This window comes from Novosphingobium sediminicola (assembly GCF_014196525.1).
Classification (GTDB): domain Bacteria; phylum Pseudomonadota; class Alphaproteobacteria; order Sphingomonadales; family Sphingomonadaceae; genus Novosphingobium; species Novosphingobium sediminicola.
Genome location: NZ_JACIDX010000012.1, coordinates 35,773 through 52,646, shown reverse-complemented (window position 1 = coordinate 52,646; position 16,874 = coordinate 35,773). Strand labels below are relative to the sequence as shown.

16 protein-coding genes are annotated in these 16,874 nt (G+C 63.6%); 11 read left to right on the top strand and 5 right to left on the bottom strand.

The annotated features are described in order from the left end of the window. Positions 1-26: 26 nt before the first annotated feature. Genes GGR38_RS15400 through GGR38_RS15390 form a run of 3 tightly spaced genes read left to right on the top strand, consistent with a single transcriptional unit; the run spans position 27 to position 1,547 of the window. A complete protein-coding gene (locus tag GGR38_RS15400; RefSeq protein ID WP_183627082.1) occupies positions 27-305 on the top strand; it encodes a BolA family protein in 279 nt (92 codons plus the stop codon). After that, positions 302-748, top strand: a complete 447-nt coding sequence (locus GGR38_RS15395) for an NUDIX domain-containing protein (protein WP_183627081.1) — start codon at positions 302-304, stop codon at positions 746-748. Before GGR38_RS15400 ends, GGR38_RS15395 begins: the two co-directional genes overlap by 4 nt. A gap of 19 nt (positions 749-767) precedes the next feature. Then, positions 768-1,547, top strand: coding sequence for a slipin family protein (locus GGR38_RS15390; protein ID WP_246404743.1), 780 nt, complete (start codon positions 768-770; stop codon positions 1,545-1,547). Here GGR38_RS15390 and GGR38_RS15385 read toward each other — a convergent pair. Beyond that, positions 1,531-2,595 (bottom strand): DUF2332 domain-containing protein, encoded by a 1,065-nt coding sequence (locus GGR38_RS15385; protein WP_183627080.1) that lies wholly within the window; start codon positions 2,593-2,595, stop codon positions 1,531-1,533. The two genes, GGR38_RS15390 and GGR38_RS15385, sit on opposite strands and share 17 nt — an antisense overlap. Positions 2,596-2,636: 41 nt before the next feature. Between GGR38_RS15385 and hisG the strand changes: the two genes are divergently transcribed. The 4 genes from hisG to thiL are packed head-to-tail and all read left to right on the top strand — an operon-like array spanning position 2,637 to position 5,956. Next, entirely contained in the window at positions 2,637-3,299 is a 663-nt protein-coding gene (gene hisG / locus GGR38_RS15380) for an ATP phosphoribosyltransferase (RefSeq protein WP_183627079.1), read from the top strand. Then, positions 3,296-4,591, top strand: coding sequence for a histidinol dehydrogenase (gene hisD / locus GGR38_RS15375; RefSeq protein ID WP_183627078.1), 1,296 nt, complete (start codon positions 3,296-3,298; stop codon positions 4,589-4,591). The genes hisG and hisD overlap by 4 nt, the downstream gene beginning before the upstream one ends. Before the next feature lie 40 nt (positions 4,592-4,631). Then, positions 4,632-5,081: a transcription antitermination factor NusB gene (gene nusB / locus GGR38_RS15370; protein ID WP_183627077.1), complete on the top strand. Its 450-nt coding sequence runs from the start codon at positions 4,632-4,634 to the stop codon at positions 5,079-5,081. Between the two features lie 5 nt (positions 5,082-5,086). Continuing rightward, positions 5,087-5,956 (top strand): thiamine-phosphate kinase, encoded by an 870-nt coding sequence (thiL, locus tag GGR38_RS15365; RefSeq protein ID WP_183627076.1) that lies wholly within the window; start codon positions 5,087-5,089, stop codon positions 5,954-5,956. Here thiL and GGR38_RS15360 read toward each other — a convergent pair whose 3' ends face one another. Next, a complete protein-coding gene (locus tag GGR38_RS15360) occupies positions 5,957-6,151 on the bottom strand; it encodes a hypothetical protein (protein WP_183627075.1) in 195 nt (64 codons plus the stop codon). Between the two features lie 4 nt (positions 6,152-6,155). Beyond that, positions 6,156-7,163, bottom strand: coding sequence for a fatty acid desaturase (locus GGR38_RS15355; RefSeq protein ID WP_183627074.1), 1,008 nt, complete (start codon positions 7,161-7,163; stop codon positions 6,156-6,158). A gap of 279 nt (positions 7,164-7,442) precedes the next feature. On the opposite strand from GGR38_RS15355, the gene GGR38_RS15350 reads away from it, so the two are divergent. Next, positions 7,443-9,548 (top strand): sodium-translocating pyrophosphatase, encoded by a 2,106-nt coding sequence (locus tag GGR38_RS15350; RefSeq protein WP_183627073.1) that lies wholly within the window; start codon positions 7,443-7,445, stop codon positions 9,546-9,548. A gap of 127 nt (positions 9,549-9,675) precedes the next feature. Beyond that, entirely contained in the window at positions 9,676-10,881 is a 1,206-nt protein-coding gene (locus GGR38_RS15345; RefSeq protein WP_343059124.1) for a GNAT family N-acetyltransferase, read from the top strand. A 248-nt stretch (positions 10,882-11,129) separates the two neighbouring features. Here the strand turns inward: GGR38_RS15345 and uvrC are convergent, their stop codons facing one another. After that, positions 11,130-13,067, bottom strand: a complete 1,938-nt coding sequence (gene uvrC / locus GGR38_RS15340; protein WP_183627072.1) for an excinuclease ABC subunit UvrC — start codon at positions 13,065-13,067, stop codon at positions 11,130-11,132. A gap of 84 nt (positions 13,068-13,151) precedes the next feature. Next, positions 13,152-15,794, bottom strand: a complete 2,643-nt coding sequence (locus GGR38_RS15335; RefSeq protein ID WP_183627071.1) for a TonB-dependent receptor — start codon at positions 15,792-15,794, stop codon at positions 13,152-13,154. 239 nt (positions 15,795-16,033) lie between these two features. Here GGR38_RS15335 and infA point away from each other — a divergent pair, with 239 nt between their 5' ends. Together infA and GGR38_RS15325 are read left to right on the top strand one after the other, a co-directional pair. Further along, the gene (gene infA, locus GGR38_RS15330; RefSeq protein ID WP_168605162.1) at positions 16,034-16,279 is read left to right on the top strand and encodes a translation initiation factor IF-1; all 246 of its coding nucleotides are present in this window, start codon (positions 16,034-16,036) and stop codon (positions 16,277-16,279) included. A 10-nt stretch (positions 16,280-16,289) separates the two neighbouring features. Next, a complete protein-coding gene (locus GGR38_RS15325) occupies positions 16,290-16,871 on the top strand; it encodes a Maf family protein (RefSeq protein ID WP_183627070.1) in 582 nt (193 codons plus the stop codon). Positions 16,872-16,874 lie beyond the last annotated feature (3 nt).

The following is a 16,874-nucleotide window of genomic DNA, read 5'->3' as shown; positions in this document are numbered from 1 at the left end:
AAAGTCCCAGCTTTGAGGAAACCTTTATGCCCGGCCCGATTGCCACGGAAATCACCCAACGCCTGAGCGCCGCTTTTGCTCCCGCACGGCTTGATGTCATCAATGATTCGAGCAGCCATGCAGGCCACATGGGCGACGATGGCACGGGCGAATCGCATTTCACGGTGGTGATCGAAAGCGCCGCCTTTACGGGCGTGAACCGCGTGATGCGGCAGCGGATGGTCAATCAGGCGCTGGGCGATATTCCCGGTCAGCGGGTTCACGCGCTGGCGATCCGCGCCTTTGCCCCCGGCGAGGCGGCGTGACGACACAGCGCCGAATTCGCCGCGCCTCGCGTATTCTTTTGCTCAATGAGGCGGAGGAATTGCTGCTCTTCCGCTTCACCCCTGATGATCGCGCGCCCTTTTGGTGCGCGCCGGGGGGCGAGGCCGAGGATGGCGAGACCTATGAGGAGGCCGCCACGCGCGAATTGCACGAGGAAACCGGCATTCACGCCGATTGCGGGCCGGAAGTCACCCGCATCATCAGCGATTTCGTGACCCTTGCGGGCGAACCGGTGACAGGCGATGATCGCTATTTCCTGCTGCGCGTGGCCAATCCCGCCATCGACACGGCGGGCCATACGCCGACCGAACAGGCCGTGATGCGCGAATATCGTTGGTTTGCGCGCAAAGAGATCGCCGGATGGCGCGAAACGATCTATCCTGAGGATATGAGTGAAATGCTGGGGCGCGTGCTGGGCGCCTGAAACGGGAAAGGTGCCTACCATGGATTCCCTGTTCGAGATCGCCGCCTATCACCCCATGCTCACGCTGCTGCTCATTATCGCGGCGGTGCTGGCGCTCAAAGCCTTTGGCATCAATCAGGAATTTCAGCGCGCGGTGGTGTTCCGCCTCGGGCGTCTGGCCGAAACCAAGGGGCCGGGCTGGTTCTGGCTGGTTCCGGTGATCGACCGCGTGGTCAAGGTGGACCTGCGCGTCATCACCTTTGCTCTTTCCACGCAGGAAACCGTCACGCGCGATGGCGTGGCGGTGCGGGTCAATGCGGTCTTGTGGTTTCGCGCGGTCGATCCGGCGCGCGCGATCACCACGGTGCTGAATTGGCAAAGCGCAGTGATTCAGGCGGCCGAGACCGGGATGCGCGACGCCATCGGGCAAAGCGATCTGGACCAGATGCTCAAGGACCGCGCCGCGATCAATTCGCGTCTGCTGACTTTGCTGGAGCAGACCTGCGCGCAATGGGGCGTGGCGGTGGATGCGGTCGAGATCAAGGATCTGGACATTCCCGAACAGATGCAGCGCGCCATCGCCCGCGAGGCCGAGGCCATCCGCGAAAAGCGCGCCCGCATCATCAAGGCCGAGGGCGAGGCCGAAGCCTCCCTCCGGCTGAGCGAGGCGGCGAAGGTGATCGCGCAGGTGCCCGGCGCGCTGGAATTGCGGCGGTTGCAAACCTTGAGCGAGATCGGCGTCGAGCATAATTCGACGATCATCGCCATGTTTCCGACCGAAATCCTTGAGGCGGCAAAAGCCATCAGCCGCAAGGATTAAACCACTCCACCCACGCGCCATGGGCATGGGCCGCGCCCAGCAGCGCCGGTTCTTCTCCACCGGGCCAATAACGCACGCGCAATTCATGGCGGAACGTGGCCCGATTCGTTTCCAGCATCACCCATGCCAGCGGGCGATCCGGCGTGGCCAGCGCGCCTGCGGCCTCCATCGCTGCGGTGATCCGCGCGCGGCGCTCATCGCCCAGATATTGCCAGACGATGGAGTGATAGAGCACCCGGCAGACGCCCACCTCTTGCGGCGCGGCAAGGCGCTGATCGACCCAATCGGCAGCATCGGCCTGCGTCAGGGTCGGCGCCAGCTCCCTCGCCAGCGCGATCACGCCATCAAGCCGCGCCATCCTTTCATGATTCTCCGCCCAGACATAGGCGCGCAACCGCAGCGCCGCCGCCGTGTCGGACAGGTCAATGGGTGCACGGTCGCAGCCTTCGATATGGGTGATCTCCACCCTGCCCAAGGGCGGCGGCGGCCCGCGCCATTCGGGGCGAATCAAAACCGGACTGCTTTCCGGCCCCACGCGAACGCCGCCCAGATCATAGGCATAGCGATCCATCATCGTATTGGCGCCCGCGCTGCACCCTATCTCATTCATTTCAAAGCGCGATCCCACGCGGCCCGACAACCATAGCAGCCCCGCCATGATCCCCGCCGAGCGCCCCGCCTCATTGGTCTGGGGCGGCCCGTCGAACCATGGCAAGAGCGCGGCATCGTGGCGCGCCACGACCTGCGCCACAATCGCGCCCGCATCCTCCACCTCGCCGCGATAGACCGGACCCAGCGCCGGTTCTGCGCCCGACAGCCAGAGATGATGCAGCCCACCCGCCAGGCGCAGCGGCATCGCATCCTCCAGTGAAAGCCCGGGCCAATTGCGCATCCGCGCCCCCACCAGAGATGGCCCCGTCAACAACCCGGCCATGCCACGCAACACCCTTGCCGTAATCGGCGCACTGTTCTGATCGCAATGGCGCGCCTGCCATTCCAGAGTGTCATGAATATGGGCGATTTCCATGATCGGATTCTGTGCTGTCATGGCGGTTGCTCTGGGCTCCAATGCAAACTAATGCGGCGCGCATGTCATTCTCGTCCAAACCGCTCACCTTTGCGATCCCCAAGGGGCGCATCCTCGATGAAGCTCTGCCGTTGATGGCGCGCGCTGGTGTCGTGCCCGAAGCGGAGTTTCATGACAAGAAGTCGCGCGCGCTGTCCTTTGCCGTCGAAGGCTCGGACATGCGGCTGATCCGCGTGCGTGCGTTCGATGTGGCCACATTCGTGGCGCATGGCGCGGCGCAGGCCGGGATCGTCGGCTCGGATGTGGTGGAGGAATTCGCCTATCCCGACCTTTATGCGCCGGTTGATCTCAACATCGGCCATTGCCGCCTGTCGGTGGCGGAACCTGTCGATGCGGGCGACACGGCCACGGCCAGCCACCTGCGCGTGGCCAGCAAATATCCGCATCTGACCCACAAGCACTATGAGGCCAAGGGCATTCAGGCCGAAGTGGTCAAGCTGAACGGCGCGATGGAGCTGGCGCCGATGCTCGGCCTGTCGGGGCGGATCGTCGATCTGGTGTCGACCGGGCGCACGCTGAAGGAAAACGGGCTGCGCGAGACGGAAGTCATCATGCAGATCTCGGCGCGGCTGATCGTCAACCGGGCGGCGCTGAAAACCGATCCGCGCGTGGGCGAATTGGTCGAACAGTTCCGTAAAATGGTGGCGGAGAAGGGCGAGGCATGATCCGGCTCAATTCGCAGGACCCCGGCTTTGCCGAGGCGTTCGAGAAAATCGTGGGCGACCGGCGCGAAAGCGATGCGGGCGTCAGCAAAGTGGTGCTCTCGGTTCTGGCCGATGTTCGCGCGCGCGGCGATGCGGCGCTGGTGGATTACACCGCGCGCTTTGACGGCCATGCGCTGGAAACCGAGGCCGATTGGCGGATCGGCGCCGAGGAATGCCGCGCGGCGTTTGAGGCGCTGGAGCCGAGCCTGCGCGAGGCGCTGGAATTGGCCGCGCAGCGCATTGCCGCCTATCACGAGGCGCAAAAGCCGGAAAATCGCGATTATACCGATGCGGCTGGCGTTCGCCTTGGTGCGATCTGGCGGCCGGTGGATGCGGCGGGGCTTTATGTTCCCGGCGGGCGCGCGGCCTATCCGTCCAGCCTGCTGATGAACGCCATTCCGGCCAAGGTGGCGGGGGTTGAGCGTCTGGTGGTGGTCACGCCCACCCCGCGCGGCGCGGTCAATTCGCTGGTTCTGGCCGCCGCGCATCTGGCGGGTGTGGACGAAATCTGGCGTGTGGGCGGGGCTCAGGCCGTGGGCGCGCTGGCCTATGGCACCGAACGGATCAAGCCGGTCGATGTGATTGTCGGCCCCGGCAATGCCTATGTGGCCGAGGCCAAGCGGCAGTTGTATGGCGTGGTGGGCATCGACATGGTGGCCGGGCCTTCGGAAATTCTGGTGGTGGCCGACGGGCGCAACAATCCGGCATGGATCGCGGCTGATCTGCTGTCTCAAGCCGAGCATGACCCGGTGGCGCAGTCGATCCTGATCACTGACGATGCCGATTTCGCCGATGCCGTGATCGCAGCGGTCGAGGTGGAATTGCAGGCTCTGGCCACGCAGACCACCGCGCGGCAATCGTGGAATGATTACGGCGTGGTGATCGTGGTCGACGATCTGCTGGGCGAGGCCCCGGCCCTGTCCAACCGTCTGGCCGCCGAACATATCGAAATCGCCATTGACGATCCCGACGCCCTGTTCGCCCACATCCGCCATGCGGGCAGCGCCTTTCTGGGCCGCCACACGCCCGAGGCCATCGGCGATTATGTTGCCGGGCCGAACCACGTTTTGCCCACCGGCCGCCGCGCGCGTTTCGCCAGCGGGCTTTCCGTGCTAGACTTTATGAAGCGCACCAGCTTCCTGCAACTTGACGAAGCGGCTCTGGCTGCTATCGGCCCGGCCGCTGTGGCCCTTGCCGATGCCGAAGGGTTGCCCGCCCATGGTCGCTCTGTGGCCATCAGGCTGGGTCAATAAGGCCTACCCAAAAAAGTTTGGCCCAATAAGGAATATTTCGATGAGCAAAGCTCCCAAGTCCCAGTCCCGCTCGGTCGCCCGCCTTGGCGCGGTGCAGGCCCTGTATCAGCATGCGATGGAAGGCACGCTGCTGCCCACGCTGCTCGATGAATTCCACCGCCACCGTCTGGGCGCGGAAATCGAGGATATCCAGTTTGCCGATGCCGACCGCATCCATTTCGACGATGTGGTCAAGGGCGTGCTGGCGCGGGCCGAGGAAATCGACGCGCGCATTTCCGAAAAGCTGGCCGAAGGCTGGCGGCTGGAGCGTCTGGACAAGACGATGGTGCAGATCCTGCGCGCAGGCACCTATGAACTGCTGGCCCGCGATGATGTGGCCGCGCCGACGGTCATCAACGAATATGTCGATGTCGCCCATGCCTTCTTTGACGAGCGCGAAGCCAAATTCGTGAACGGCGTGCTCGACGCTATCGCGCGGGCGGCGCGTTAACCCGGTTGGGGCGGGAACTGGCCTTTATCGAGGCGCTGCGCGCGCTGGCCAGCGATCCCGCCGCACGGGGGCTGACCGATGATTGCGCGGTGCTGCCCTTTGGCAGCGAGACGCTGGTGCTGACCCATGACACGATGGTGGCGGGGGTGCATTTCCTGCCCGATCAGGATCCGGCCGATGTGGCGTGGAAACTGGTGGCCACCAATATGTCGGACCTTGCCGCCAAGGGCGCGGTGCCGATGGGCGTGCTGCTGTCCTATCAACTGGCCGGCACAGAGGAACGCTTTCTCGCCGGGCTGGCCGAGGCGCTGGATGAATATGGCGCGCGACTGCTGGGCGGCGATACGGTCAGCAGCAGTGGGCCGCAGGTGCTCGGCCTGACCGCGATCGGGCGTGCGTCCTATCTGCCTGTGCCGGGGCGCGATGGCGCACAGGTGGGCGATCTGGTTTACATCACCGGGCCAATCGGCGGGGCCATGGTCGGGCTTGAGGCCCTGCGCGAGAAAGGTCCTGCCAAAAGTAGCCTCGCCTACCGTCGTCCGCTGGCCCGCATAGCTGAAGGGCAGGCACTGGCGCCCTTTGTTACCGCGATGATGGACGTATCGGACGGATTGCTGCTTGACGCCTCGCGCATTGCAAAAGCCAGCAAGGTGACGATCAACCTTGAGAGCGCGGCTATCCCCCTCGCCTGCCCGCCGGAACGGCGCGATGAAGCTTTGCGCTGGGGCGACGATTATCAACTGCTGCTGACCGCCCCGCCCGAACTGGCGCTGCCTTTGCCGATGCACCGGATCGGCGTGGTTGGCAAAAGGCAGGAGGCGCCGGTGCTGATCAACGGCGCTGTCCCCCTTGGCTCACTGGGCTATCAGCACTGATCAGACCCAACGCCCGCGGATCACGGTCTGCAGGCCCCATGCCCCGCCGATGATCAGGCCAAAGCCGATATTCGACAGACCAAAGGGCGCCTGCCAATGCCACAGGTTCATCGTCTGGGCGATGAGCGGTGCGATGAAGCCGATGCCGAACAGGAACGGCATCCAGTAAAAGAGCTGTTTGAACACGTTTTCCATCGGCTCAGTTCCCCTTAACAGCCGGAAGCGGCGACACGTCCACCCCGCGCGCCTCCAGAATATGGCGCATCGCGTAATAGGCGTGCTTGGTGCGGTGGTTGGGAATGCCCGGATACATGTGGTGGATGATGTGATACTGCATCCCCATCGACATCACGTGGCCCAGCTTGCTCTTGAACAGATTGGTGTTCTCATAGCGGCCGGTCTTGCCCTCGCGCGGGTGATGCGGCGCCCAGCTCAGATAAAAGCGGATATAGGACAGGCCGACATGGCGCGGCAGCCACCAGAGCAAAGCCGCCTCAATAGCGTAGCCATTCCACGACATCGTGAACAGCACCGCCATGAAGAACAATTGCAGCAGCATCGTTTCCTTCAGCGCGCGCTTGGCCTCGGGCGTGCCCATTTCCAAGAGGATGCGCTTGTAATGGTGGATCGAGCCATCAACGCCGGGCTGGCGGTTATACCAGGTCTTATAGATGGCCATCCACCAGTTGGGCGCCTCGTCGGTGTAATCGGGATCTTTCAGCGGATCATTGCAATGATAGTGATGCTCCAGATGCATGATGCGCGCCATGGAGAACGGGAACACGATGGGGATCGTCGAAACCGCGCCCACCGCTTCATTGAGCCAGCGCAGCTTCTCGCCCTTGCGCGCGATGTTTGAATGCATCGCCTCATGGCTGGTCACATAGCCGCCCGTGGCGATCACGCAGGAGATCAGGCAGGCCAGCGGCAGGTTAAGATAACCCATGATCGCCAGTGGAAAAAACGACACCCACAGCGCAAAGCAGCCAAAGGCCGCCACCGCGTAGGGCCACATCCGCCCGCCGTGAAACTGGCGCGCGATCTCGATCTCTTCCTTGCGCAGATCGCGGCGCGTGTGCCGGTCAAGCCCATCGCTGCGGCCCAGCGGAAGCGCGGGCGTCCCGCCCGTGTCCAGCGCGGGCTCATAAAGTGCAGGTTCGACTGGCGCCTTGATCGCACCGTGATCGAGCTTTGGATCTTCCAGCATTTTTCATGCCCCAGTTCATGCAAAACGGACCCGATTCCGGATTTGGTGAATCGGTCGATAACCATTTGTAAACCATGATGGGCTTTGGAAAAATCCCTAACAGAATCTTAATGGACAATCTGTCCCATTCCGGGGCCGGTCGGATCAAATCACCCTTGCGCTGACTTTTGCGCCCCCTATACCTATGCAAGCGATGGGCACTGTTTGATCAAACAAGAACAGGCCCGGACAGGAAATGCCGGATTTTCCCGGCAGGACCGAAAAGCAGAGGGGATAGCTATGAACCTGGTGCTGATCGCCATGGGCCTTGGGGCCTTGGCCGTTGTTTACGGTTACATCACAAGCAGACAAGTTTTGGGCGCGAGCGCAGGTTCGGCCCGGATGCAGGAAATTGCCGCCGCCATTCAGGAAGGCGCGCAGGCCTATCTCAAGCGGCAATATACCACGATTGCGATTGTCGGCATTGTGGCGGCGATCATCATTGCGCTGGCTCTGGGCAAGATTGCAGCGATCGGCTTTGTGCTGGGCGCGGTTTTGTCGGGCGCGGCCGGGTTTATCGGCATGAATGTCTCGGTGCGCTCGAATGTGCGCACTGCGGCGGCGGCCCAGCAAGGCTTGCAGGCAGGCCTGACGCTGGCCTTTCGCGCGGGCGCGATCACGGGGATGCTGGTGGCGGGGCTGGCGCTGCTGGCGATTGCCGGGTTCTTCTGGCATCTGACCTCGACGGGCAGCTTTGGCCACGGCCTTGCCCCCAATGACCGAACGGTCGTGACCGGGCTGACGGCGCTGGCGCTGGGCGCTTCGCTGGTGTCGATTTTCGCCCGGCTTGGCGGCGGCATATTCACCAAGGCGGCCGACGTTGGCGCGGACCTTGTCGGCAAGGTCGAGGCGGGCATTCCCGAGGACGACCCGCGCAACCCCGCTGTCATCGCCGACAATGTGGGCGACAATGTGGGCGATTGCGCCGGCATGGCCGCCGACCTGTTCGAAACCTATGTGGTAACCGTGGGCGCAACCATGGTGCTGACCGCGCTGCTGATGAAGGGCGCTGCCAATCTGATGGCGCTGATGAGCCTGCCGCTGCTGATCGGCGGGGTCTGCATCGTCACTTCGATCATCGGCACCTATTTTGTGCGGCTGGGCTCTGGCAACAACATCATGGGCGCGATGTACAAAGGCTTCCTTGTCACTGCGATCCTGTCGATCCCGGCCATCGGCTGGGCTATCCACACCGCTATCGGCGATTTCTCAACGCCGATTGACGCATCGGGCCTGACGGGCGGCGCGCTGTTCCATTGCTCGCTGCTGGGGCTGGTGATTACAGGCCTGATTATCTGGATCACCGAATATTACACCGGCACCTCCTATCGCCCGGTCAAGTCCATCGCCAAGGCATCCGTGACCGGCCATGGCACCAATGTCATCCAGGGCCTTGCCATCAGCCTTGAGGCAACCGCCCTGCCCACGCTGGTGATCGTGGCGGGGATTATCATCGCGTTCAAGCTGGCCGGCCTGATCGGCATTGCTTATGCGGCAACCGCGATGCTGGCGCTGGCGGGCATGGTGGTGGCGCTCGACGCCTATGGGCCGGTGACGGACAATGCGGGCGGGATTGCCGAAATGGCCGATATGGAGGCCTCGGTGCGCGAAAGGACAGATGCGCTGGACGCGGTGGGCAATACGACCAAGGCGGTGACCAAGGGCTATGCCATCGGTTCGGCGGGGCTGGCCGCGCTGGTGCTGTTTGCGGCCTATACCACCGATTTGCGCGAATTTTTCCCGCATTTGAGCGTCAATTTCAGCCTTGAAAACCCCTATGTCATCGTCGGCCTGCTGTTGGGCGCCTTGCTGCCCTATCTGTTTGGCGCGATGGGCATGACGGCGGTGGGCCGCGCGGCGGGCGATGTGGTGGTCGATGTGCGCGAACAGTTCCGCGAGAATCCCGGCATCATGGCGGGTACGTCCAAGCCCGATTATGCCCGCACGGTCGATCTGGTTACGCGCGCAGCGATCAAGGAAATGATCGTGCCCAGCCTGCTGCCGGTGCTGACGCCGGTGCTGGTCTATTATGTCATCACGCTGGTGGCGGGGCAGGATAATGGTTTTGCCGCGCTGGGTGCGCTGTTGCTGGGGGTAATCGTGGGGGGCCTGTTCGTAGCGCTCTCGATGACCAGCGGCGGCGGCGCGTGGGACAATGCCAAGAAGTACATCGAGGATGGCCATCACGGCGGCAAGGGCAGCGACGCCCATAAGGCCGCCGTGACGGGCGACACGGTGGGCGATCCGTATAAGGACACCGCGGGCCCGGCGGTCAATCCGATGATCAAGATCACCAATATTGTCGCGCTGCTGCTGTTGGCGGCGCTGGCGGGGCATGTTGGCTGATTACTTCCGGCCCTGCGCCCGGTCATCACGCCGGGCGCAGGGCCGGAAAATTTCCCGCTTATTCATACTTCCTTTCCGGCTTTCCCCTTAATCCTTGGCGCATATTTTCTGCGCTCTAGAGGTGACTGTGGCGAGCCAGCCCAATTTTATACGCGCCGAGCCTGTTGTCGCGCCCTCGCGCCTGCCGCCCGGCCCCAACCCCACCCCGCAAATGCCGCCAAAGCCGGCGCCAGCGGGCGAAATCCGCAGCGTCGACTGGCGCGATATGCAGGATATGGGGTCGATGTTGGCATGGGACGCTTTGGCCATGTGGGCCAGCGAGCCTAACCCGTTTTTCGAAAGCTGGTATCTGCTGCCTGCGCTGCGCGGTCTCGATCCCGATGGGCGGGTGCGGATATTGCGCTTTGAAATGGGCGGCGATCTGGCCGGAATCATGCCCATTGTCCGCCAGAGCCGCTATTACACCCGCCCTATCCCGCATTGGGCCAGTTGGGCGCATCCCAACGGCTTTCTTGGCGCGCCGCTGGTGGTGCGGGGGATGGAAAGGTCGTTCTGGCGGGCGCTGCTGGCATGGGCCGATGCGCAGGGCGGGCTGGGCCTGTTCCTGCATCTGGGCGAATTGCCGCTGTCAGGTGCGGTGGCCGATGGCTTGCGCGATGTGCTGAACGAGCAGGGGCGCAATGCGGCGCTGGTCGGGCGCAAACAGCATGTGATGCTGCAGAGCGATCTGTCGCCCGAAGCCTATTTCGAAGCGGCGGTTTCGGGCAAGAAGCGCAAGGAATACAGGCGGCAGGCCAACCGCTTGGGCGAATTGGGCGAGTTAGCCTTCGTCCGTCATGAGGACGAGGATGACCTGTCGGCATGGTGCGAGGATTTCCTGAAGCTGGAGGCCGCAGGGTGGAAGGGCGAGGCCGGATCGGCGCTGGCCTGTCTGCCCGCGACCACGGCGCTGTGGCGCGAAGGACTGCATGGCGCAGCGGCGCGCGGGAGGCTCGAACGGCTCTCCATGACGCTGGACGGGCGGCCCATCGCCATGCTGGCAACCTTTATGACCAAGCCGGGCGCCTTCATGTTCAAGACCGCCTATGACGAAACCTTAAGCGCCTATTCCCCCGGCGTGCTGTTGCAGCGCGAAAATCTGGCGATGCTGGATATGCCGGGGCTGGGCTGGGTCGACAGCTGTGCAGACGAAACCCATCCGATGATTACCCACCTGTGGCACGAGCGCCGCCCTGTGGGTCGTGTGTCGATCGAGATCGGCGGGGCGGTTCGGCGGGGACTGTTTGGGGCGATGGCTCGGCGGGAGTTGGGCGGGGCTGGGTTTGGGATTTAAGAGAGGGGTTTAGATGCGAGGGTCTAGACCCTCGCGCTCCCGTTACTGTCTGCGTAGTGCCAAGAGTTCAGCCGCAAGGTATCGGACGCAGCCTCGGAATTTTGAAAGCCTGCGGCGCAACATACCAGCGCCGCAGGCTTTAATGTAATCAAACAAGACACCCCGCCGCCAACAAACCCCCATTAACGGGATTGCAAAGGGACAAGTCCCTTTGCCGGCCAGAGGCACCTTCATAATACCCCCAAAAATCACCCCCCCGGATGATAGAAATCATACACCGCCCGAGCCACCGCCTCTGACACGCCAGGCGTCCGCATGAGGTCATCCAGCGACGCCGCCCGCACCCGACTGGCCGTACCGAAATGCAGCAGCAAAGCCCGCTTGCGCGCAGGCCCGATGCCGGGGATTTCGTCCAGCGGCGATGCAGTGATCGCCCGGCTGCGCTTTTCGCGGTGGGCGCCGATGACGAAGCGGTGGACCTCATCGCGCAGACGCTGGAGGTGGAACAGGACAGGCGAATTGACGGGCAGCATTTTCTCGCGCCCGTCGGGGAAATGGAAGACTTCACGCCCATCGCGGCCATGATGCGGCCCCTTGGCGATGGCGATCAGCGGCACGTCCTCGACGCCCAGTTCCTCCAGCGCCGCTTTCACCGCGCTCATTTGCCCCTTGCCGCCGTCGATCAGCACGCAGTCGGGCCACTGACCCTTATCGCGGTCTGGGTCCTCCTCCATCGCGCGGCCAAAGCGGCGGGTCATCACCTCGCGCATCATGGCGAAGTCGTCGTTGGTCTGCGCCTCGCGGATGTTCCACTTGCGATATTGGTTTTTCAGGAAACCTTCCGGCCCCGCGCAGATCATCGCGCCAAGGGCGTGCTGGCCCTGAATATGGCTGTTGTCGTAAACCTCGATCCGGGCCGGCTCGTCCAGTTCGAGGAAATCGGCCATCTCGCGCCAGACTTTCGCCTTGCTGCCGCTTTCGGCCATGCGCCGGTCCAGCGCCTCAACAGCATTGCGCTCGGCCTGTTCGACAAGGCGCTTGCGATCGCCGCGCTGGGGGATGGAGATTTCGACCTTGCCGCCCGCGCCCTCCTTCAATGCCTCGGCCAAGAGATCAGCCTCAGGCAAAGCCCGGTCGAGCAGGATGACGCGCGGCGGCGGCACTTCCTCATAGAATTGCGCCATAAAGCTTTGCAGCACCTCGCCCATCTCCATGCCCTCGGTGCGGGCGGGAAAGAAGGCGCGGTGGCCCCAATTCTGGCCACCACGGATAAAGAAGGCTTGGATCGCGATCTGTCCCGCCTTTTCGGCGCAGGCGAAGATGTCGGCATTGGGCAGGCCCTCGGCGTGGATGGCCTGCGAACCCTGAATGAACGTCGCCGCGCGCAGACGGTCGCGCAGCATGGCGGCACGCTCAAAGTCCAGATCCTCGGCCGCTGCGCTCATCTGCGCCTCGATCTCGCGCTGAACCGCGTTCGATTTGCCGCCAAGGAAATCCTTGGCCTGTCGCACCAGTTCGCCGTAATCCTCCTTGCTGATCCGGTCCACACAGGGCGCGCTGCACCGCTTGATCTGATAGAGCAGGCAGGGCCGGTCGCGGCGGGCAAAGAAGGAATCGGTGCAGCTTCGCAGCAGGAACAGCTTCTGCAAGGCATTGATCGTAGTGTTGACCGATCCGGCGCTGGCAAAGGGGCCATAGTAATTGCCCACCGCCCGCCGCGCCCCGCGATGTTTCATAATCCGCGCGAAATCATGATCGGAACGCAGCAGAATAAAAGGAAAACTTTTATCATCGCGCAGCAGCACATTATAAGGCGGGCGAAACCGCTTGATGAGCTGCGCCTCCAGCAACAGCGCCTCAGCCTCGCTGTTGGTGGTCACAATCGTCATGCCGCGCGTTTGCGACACCATGCGTTGCAGGCGCAGAGGCAGCCGGTCCACCTGCGTATAATTGGCCACGCGATTGCGCAAAGCCCGCGCCTTGCCCACGTACAGCACATCGCCGCGCGCATCCTGCATCCGGTACACGCCGGGCCGCACCGGTAATGTGGCCAGCACCTCGCGGATCGCCGCCACGCCCGCGTCCAGATCGGGCCGCTCGCCCCCGCCACGGATCAGGCTGACCGCCTTGTCCTCGTTAAACCGGTCCGCCGCGCGGTCGGGCGGATTGTTCGCATCGTCAACCATCCCGCCCAGATAGGCCCCATCACGCAAAAAGGGGAGAGGCGCAGCCCGCCTCTCCCCCAACTTTTGCCCGACCATCGAACCCGATCAGAACATCTTGCGGAATTCGATCTCGATGGTGCGCCCCTGCGCGTCCATATACAGCGGCTGATAGGACAGCGGCGTGTTGCCATTGCTGTCGGTCACGCGCTGGCGCTGGTTGAAGATGTTCTTGGCCCCGATGCTGAAACGCGCATCCTTGAAGAAGGGCGATTCCTTCACCAGCCGCTTCTGCTGCCCCAGATCGAAGAACAGCCGCGTGTTCAGCTTGAAGAGCGAACCAAAGCGCAGGTCGGTCGAACCGGGCGCCCCGCTGCCGTTGACATGGGTGGGCGCGGTCCACGTGCCGTTCATGCGCAGGCCGATGCCCTTGAAGAAGAAGCCGCCCTCGCCTTCGAGCGAGTGCCGCGCCGTACCGCCGCCCGAGAGCGCATCACCGCCCAGCAGATCGAGCGAAGGCCCGCTGGCCGCCACCTGAACCCGGTTTACGAAATAGACGGTGTGATAGAGCGAAAGGTTCCAGCGGCCTTCATAACGACCGCCACGCCCGCCGCCCGGACCACCCGGACCGCCCCCGCCCGGACCGCCCCCGCCCGGAGGAGGACCGCCCATGCCGCCACCCGGCGGCGGACCACCCGGACCACCGCCACCGCCCGGACGCCCGCCACCCGGAGGCGGCCCGCCCATCATGCCCATCGGCCCGCGTCCCTGCGACTTGATTTCCTTGCCCATATTGCCGCCGATGTTGAAACCCCAGCGGACATGCTCATCGCGCGTTTCGGCCAGAGTGATCGCGCGCCGGTCGATCGCGGTAATCAGCCCCGTGGTGGCATCGCGCGTCACGCGCCCCGGATAGGCCGTCTCAATCGCCGTGGTCAGCGTGGTCGGAAAGGCATTGGTGACATTGCTGGAGCGGTTGTTGAAATATTCCACCACCAGATTGGACGCGCCCTTCAGGATCGGCGGAGTCCAGTTCATGCCCAGCTTGATGTCGTTGCGATGCTCCTTCACCAGCGCCGAATTGCCCCCGGTGATGACCGTGGCCAACACGGTCTGGCTCTTCACAAAGTCATAGACCGAGACGTTATAGGTGGCCACCAGCGGCGAACCGAGGTTGGAGAGCGAAGGCGCGGCCTCGTCATACATATAGCTGGCCTGAAAACCCAGCTTGTCGGTGACGTTCCACGTCAGGCCCGCGCTCCAGTCCACCAATTCGCCAAAATCGGACAGGTGATCGGCCGAAGCCGCCAAATTGAGCGTGATGTCGCCCAGCGCCTCGCCCACATGCTCGCGGCGGCTGGTCAGCGGAATGCCCAGATTGAGGCCCAGCGAGGCATCGCCCCGCTTCAGGTTCGAGGTGGGGCTAAGCGTGCTGGTGCTGCTGGCGTTAAGCGCGGTGTAATTAAAGCCGCCCTTGACCGTGACGGCCATCTTGCCCGCCGGCAAGGCAACCGGGCGCCCGCTCAGGGTGACCAGTGTCGTCACCGTATCGGTTTTGCTCTTGGCGGTGGTAAAGCCGCCGCTGGGCGCGATGCCGCTGGCAAGAGCGGCGGCCAGAACGGCATTGTCGGACACGCGATTGGCGGTGGTGGTGGTCGCGTCGACATGGCTGATGTCGGCCGTGGCCGACAGGTTCCAGTCGAGCAGGCGCTTATTCAGCCCCGCCCCGGCCGAATAGGTGTCGGTCAGCGTGCGCCGCGTCAGCGCCCCGTCAAAGGTGCGCAACACATCGGTGGCGGGCGAATAGGTGTTAAGCCCCGCCAGCCCCGTCACATCCGCGCGCGAGGCCAGCGCGTTGAACGTCATATTGCCGCCTATGCCATCCTTGCCGATGGGCGCGGTATAGGTGCCGTTGAGCGAATAATCCTTGGTATTGGACACGACCGTGCGGTTCGCCGCCGGGCTGGGGTCGGTCGCAACGGTTGGAATGCTGCTGGTGGCCTGCATGATCTTGGCCTGCGCCTCGGTGACCGGATTGGTGCGGTCAGCCTTGAGCGTCAGGTTCATCCGCTTGCCCTTGTCGATCTTCAGCACCGAGGCCATGCCTTTCAGCGTATTAGCGCCAATGCTGTCGGACAGGGCCAGTTCGGCCTCGACCGTGCGGGCCTGATAGTGATCCTTGAGGATGATGTTCACCACCCGCTGATCGGCGCTATAGCCGAAGCGCAGCGCGACTTCTTCGGGCAGGACCTCGACCCGGCGGATCGATTCCGGCGGGTAATTCATCATTTCGCGGAAATTGGTAATGCGTTGGCCGTTGACCAGAATGACCGGGCCGGATGCGCCGCGCCCGCGCCCGCTGCCGGTTTGCGGTGAAATGGCGGTGATCAGATCGTCCACCGTGGTCGCGCCATAGGCGGCGATGTCTTCTTCGTCGAACACCGCCACGGGGGGCTGGGGCGCCTCGACCTGTCCCTTGATACGGTCGGCCACAACCACGATCTCGCGCCCGCGCGTTACCGGCGTTTTGGTCGCCGTGGCGGTGGCGTCGTCGGAGGCACCTTCTGCGGGCGCGTCGACCGTCGGCGCATCAACGGCGGCCAAGGGCGCGGCTTCTGCCGCCAGAGGCGCAGCTTGCGTCTGGGCCAGCGCGGCGCCACCGGAGGCCATCACCCAAACCAGCGATACCGGGACATACCCAAACCTGGCGGCCCCGAACTTGGCGGTGAACTTGCGGGCAAACTTGCGCAAAACGGATACTCCCTGAGACAGAACCTTATGATTGGTATGGCTGTCAGGGCTATGCGGATGCCGTTTAGCCCGCCCCTTCGCAAGCGCGGCAAGGTAACATATTGTCGCATCCGCGCTACATTTTCGCGGCTTACTGGCACAACTGGGCATAGGTTGCGCGAGTTTGGCTTTCCTTTTGCCGTATCTGCGTCTATGGGGCGCGCCAATCTCCCCTTTTTATAGAGAACCGAATTTTACGGATGGCGAAAGAAGAACTGCTCGAAATGCGCGGCCAAGTGGTCGAACTGCTGCCCAACGCGATGTTCCGCGTGCGGCTGGAGAACGATCATGAGATCCTCGGCCACACCGCAGGCAAGATGCGCAAGAACCGCATCCGCGTGCTGGTGGGCGACGAGGTGCTGGTCGAGCTGACCCCCTATGACCTGACCAAGGGTCGCATCACCTATCGCTTCATGCCCGGTCGCGGTGGCCCCGGCTCGTATTGAGGCCGGGCCTTTGCGGCTTGTTCTGGCATCATCCTCGCCCCGGCGGCGGGATCTTTTGGCGCGTCTGGGCCTTGTGCCCGACCGCATCGCCAGCCCCGACATTGACGAAACGCCGCTGAAGGGCGAATTGCCGCGTGCCTATGCCCGCCGCCTTGCGGTGGAAAAGGCGCGCGCAGTTGCCCATGCACCGGATCATGCGCCCGATGAGGTCGTGATCGCGGGCGATACGTCGGTGGCGCTGGGGCGGCGGGTTTTGCCCCCGGCTGATACGGTGGAATTGCAGCGCGAAATGTTGCGCGCAATTTCCGGACGGCGGCAAATGTGCATCTCTTCGGTCTGCGTGATCGACACGGCGGGGCGCGAACGCGTCAAGCAGGTCGAGACGCTGGTGATCTTCAAAAGCCTGACCGATCAGGAAATCGAGGCCTATATCGCCAGCGGCGAAGGTCTGGGCAAGGCGGGCGGCTATGCCATCCAAGGCCGCGCCGAAGCGCTGATCCGGCGCCTGTCGGGCAGCCATTCGGGCGTGATCGGCCTGCCTTTGTATGAAACGCGGGCGCTGCTGCGGGCCGCATCCTATCCTCTGGATTAAGCG

Coding starts and splice junctions, on each gene's coding strand:
- hisD (WP_183627078.1), top strand. CDS start 3,296: ATGATCCGGCTCAATTCGCAGGACCCCGGCTTTGCCGAGGCGTTCGAG.
- GGR38_RS15385 (WP_183627080.1), bottom strand. CDS start 2,595: ATGACAGCACAGAATCCGATCATGGAAATCGCCCATATTCATGACACT.
- GGR38_RS15360 (WP_183627075.1), bottom strand. CDS start 6,151: ATGGAAAACGTGTTCAAACAGCTCTTTTACTGGATGCCGTTCCTGTTC.
- GGR38_RS15350 (WP_183627073.1), top strand. CDS start 7,443: ATGAACCTGGTGCTGATCGCCATGGGCCTTGGGGCCTTGGCCGTTGTT.
- GGR38_RS15390 (WP_246404743.1), top strand. CDS start 768: ATGGATTCCCTGTTCGAGATCGCCGCCTATCACCCCATGCTCACGCTG.
- infA (WP_168605162.1), top strand. CDS start 16,034: ATGGCGAAAGAAGAACTGCTCGAAATGCGCGGCCAAGTGGTCGAACTG.
- nusB (WP_183627077.1), top strand. CDS start 4,632: ATGAGCAAAGCTCCCAAGTCCCAGTCCCGCTCGGTCGCCCGCCTTGGC.
- GGR38_RS15400 (WP_183627082.1), top strand. CDS start 27: ATGCCCGGCCCGATTGCCACGGAAATCACCCAACGCCTGAGCGCCGCT.
- hisG (WP_183627079.1), top strand. CDS start 2,637: ATGTCATTCTCGTCCAAACCGCTCACCTTTGCGATCCCCAAGGGGCGC.
- uvrC (WP_183627072.1), bottom strand. CDS start 13,067: ATGGTTGACGATGCGAACAATCCGCCCGACCGCGCGGCGGACCGGTTT.
- GGR38_RS15355 (WP_183627074.1), bottom strand. CDS start 7,163: ATGCTGGAAGATCCAAAGCTCGATCACGGTGCGATCAAGGCGCCAGTC.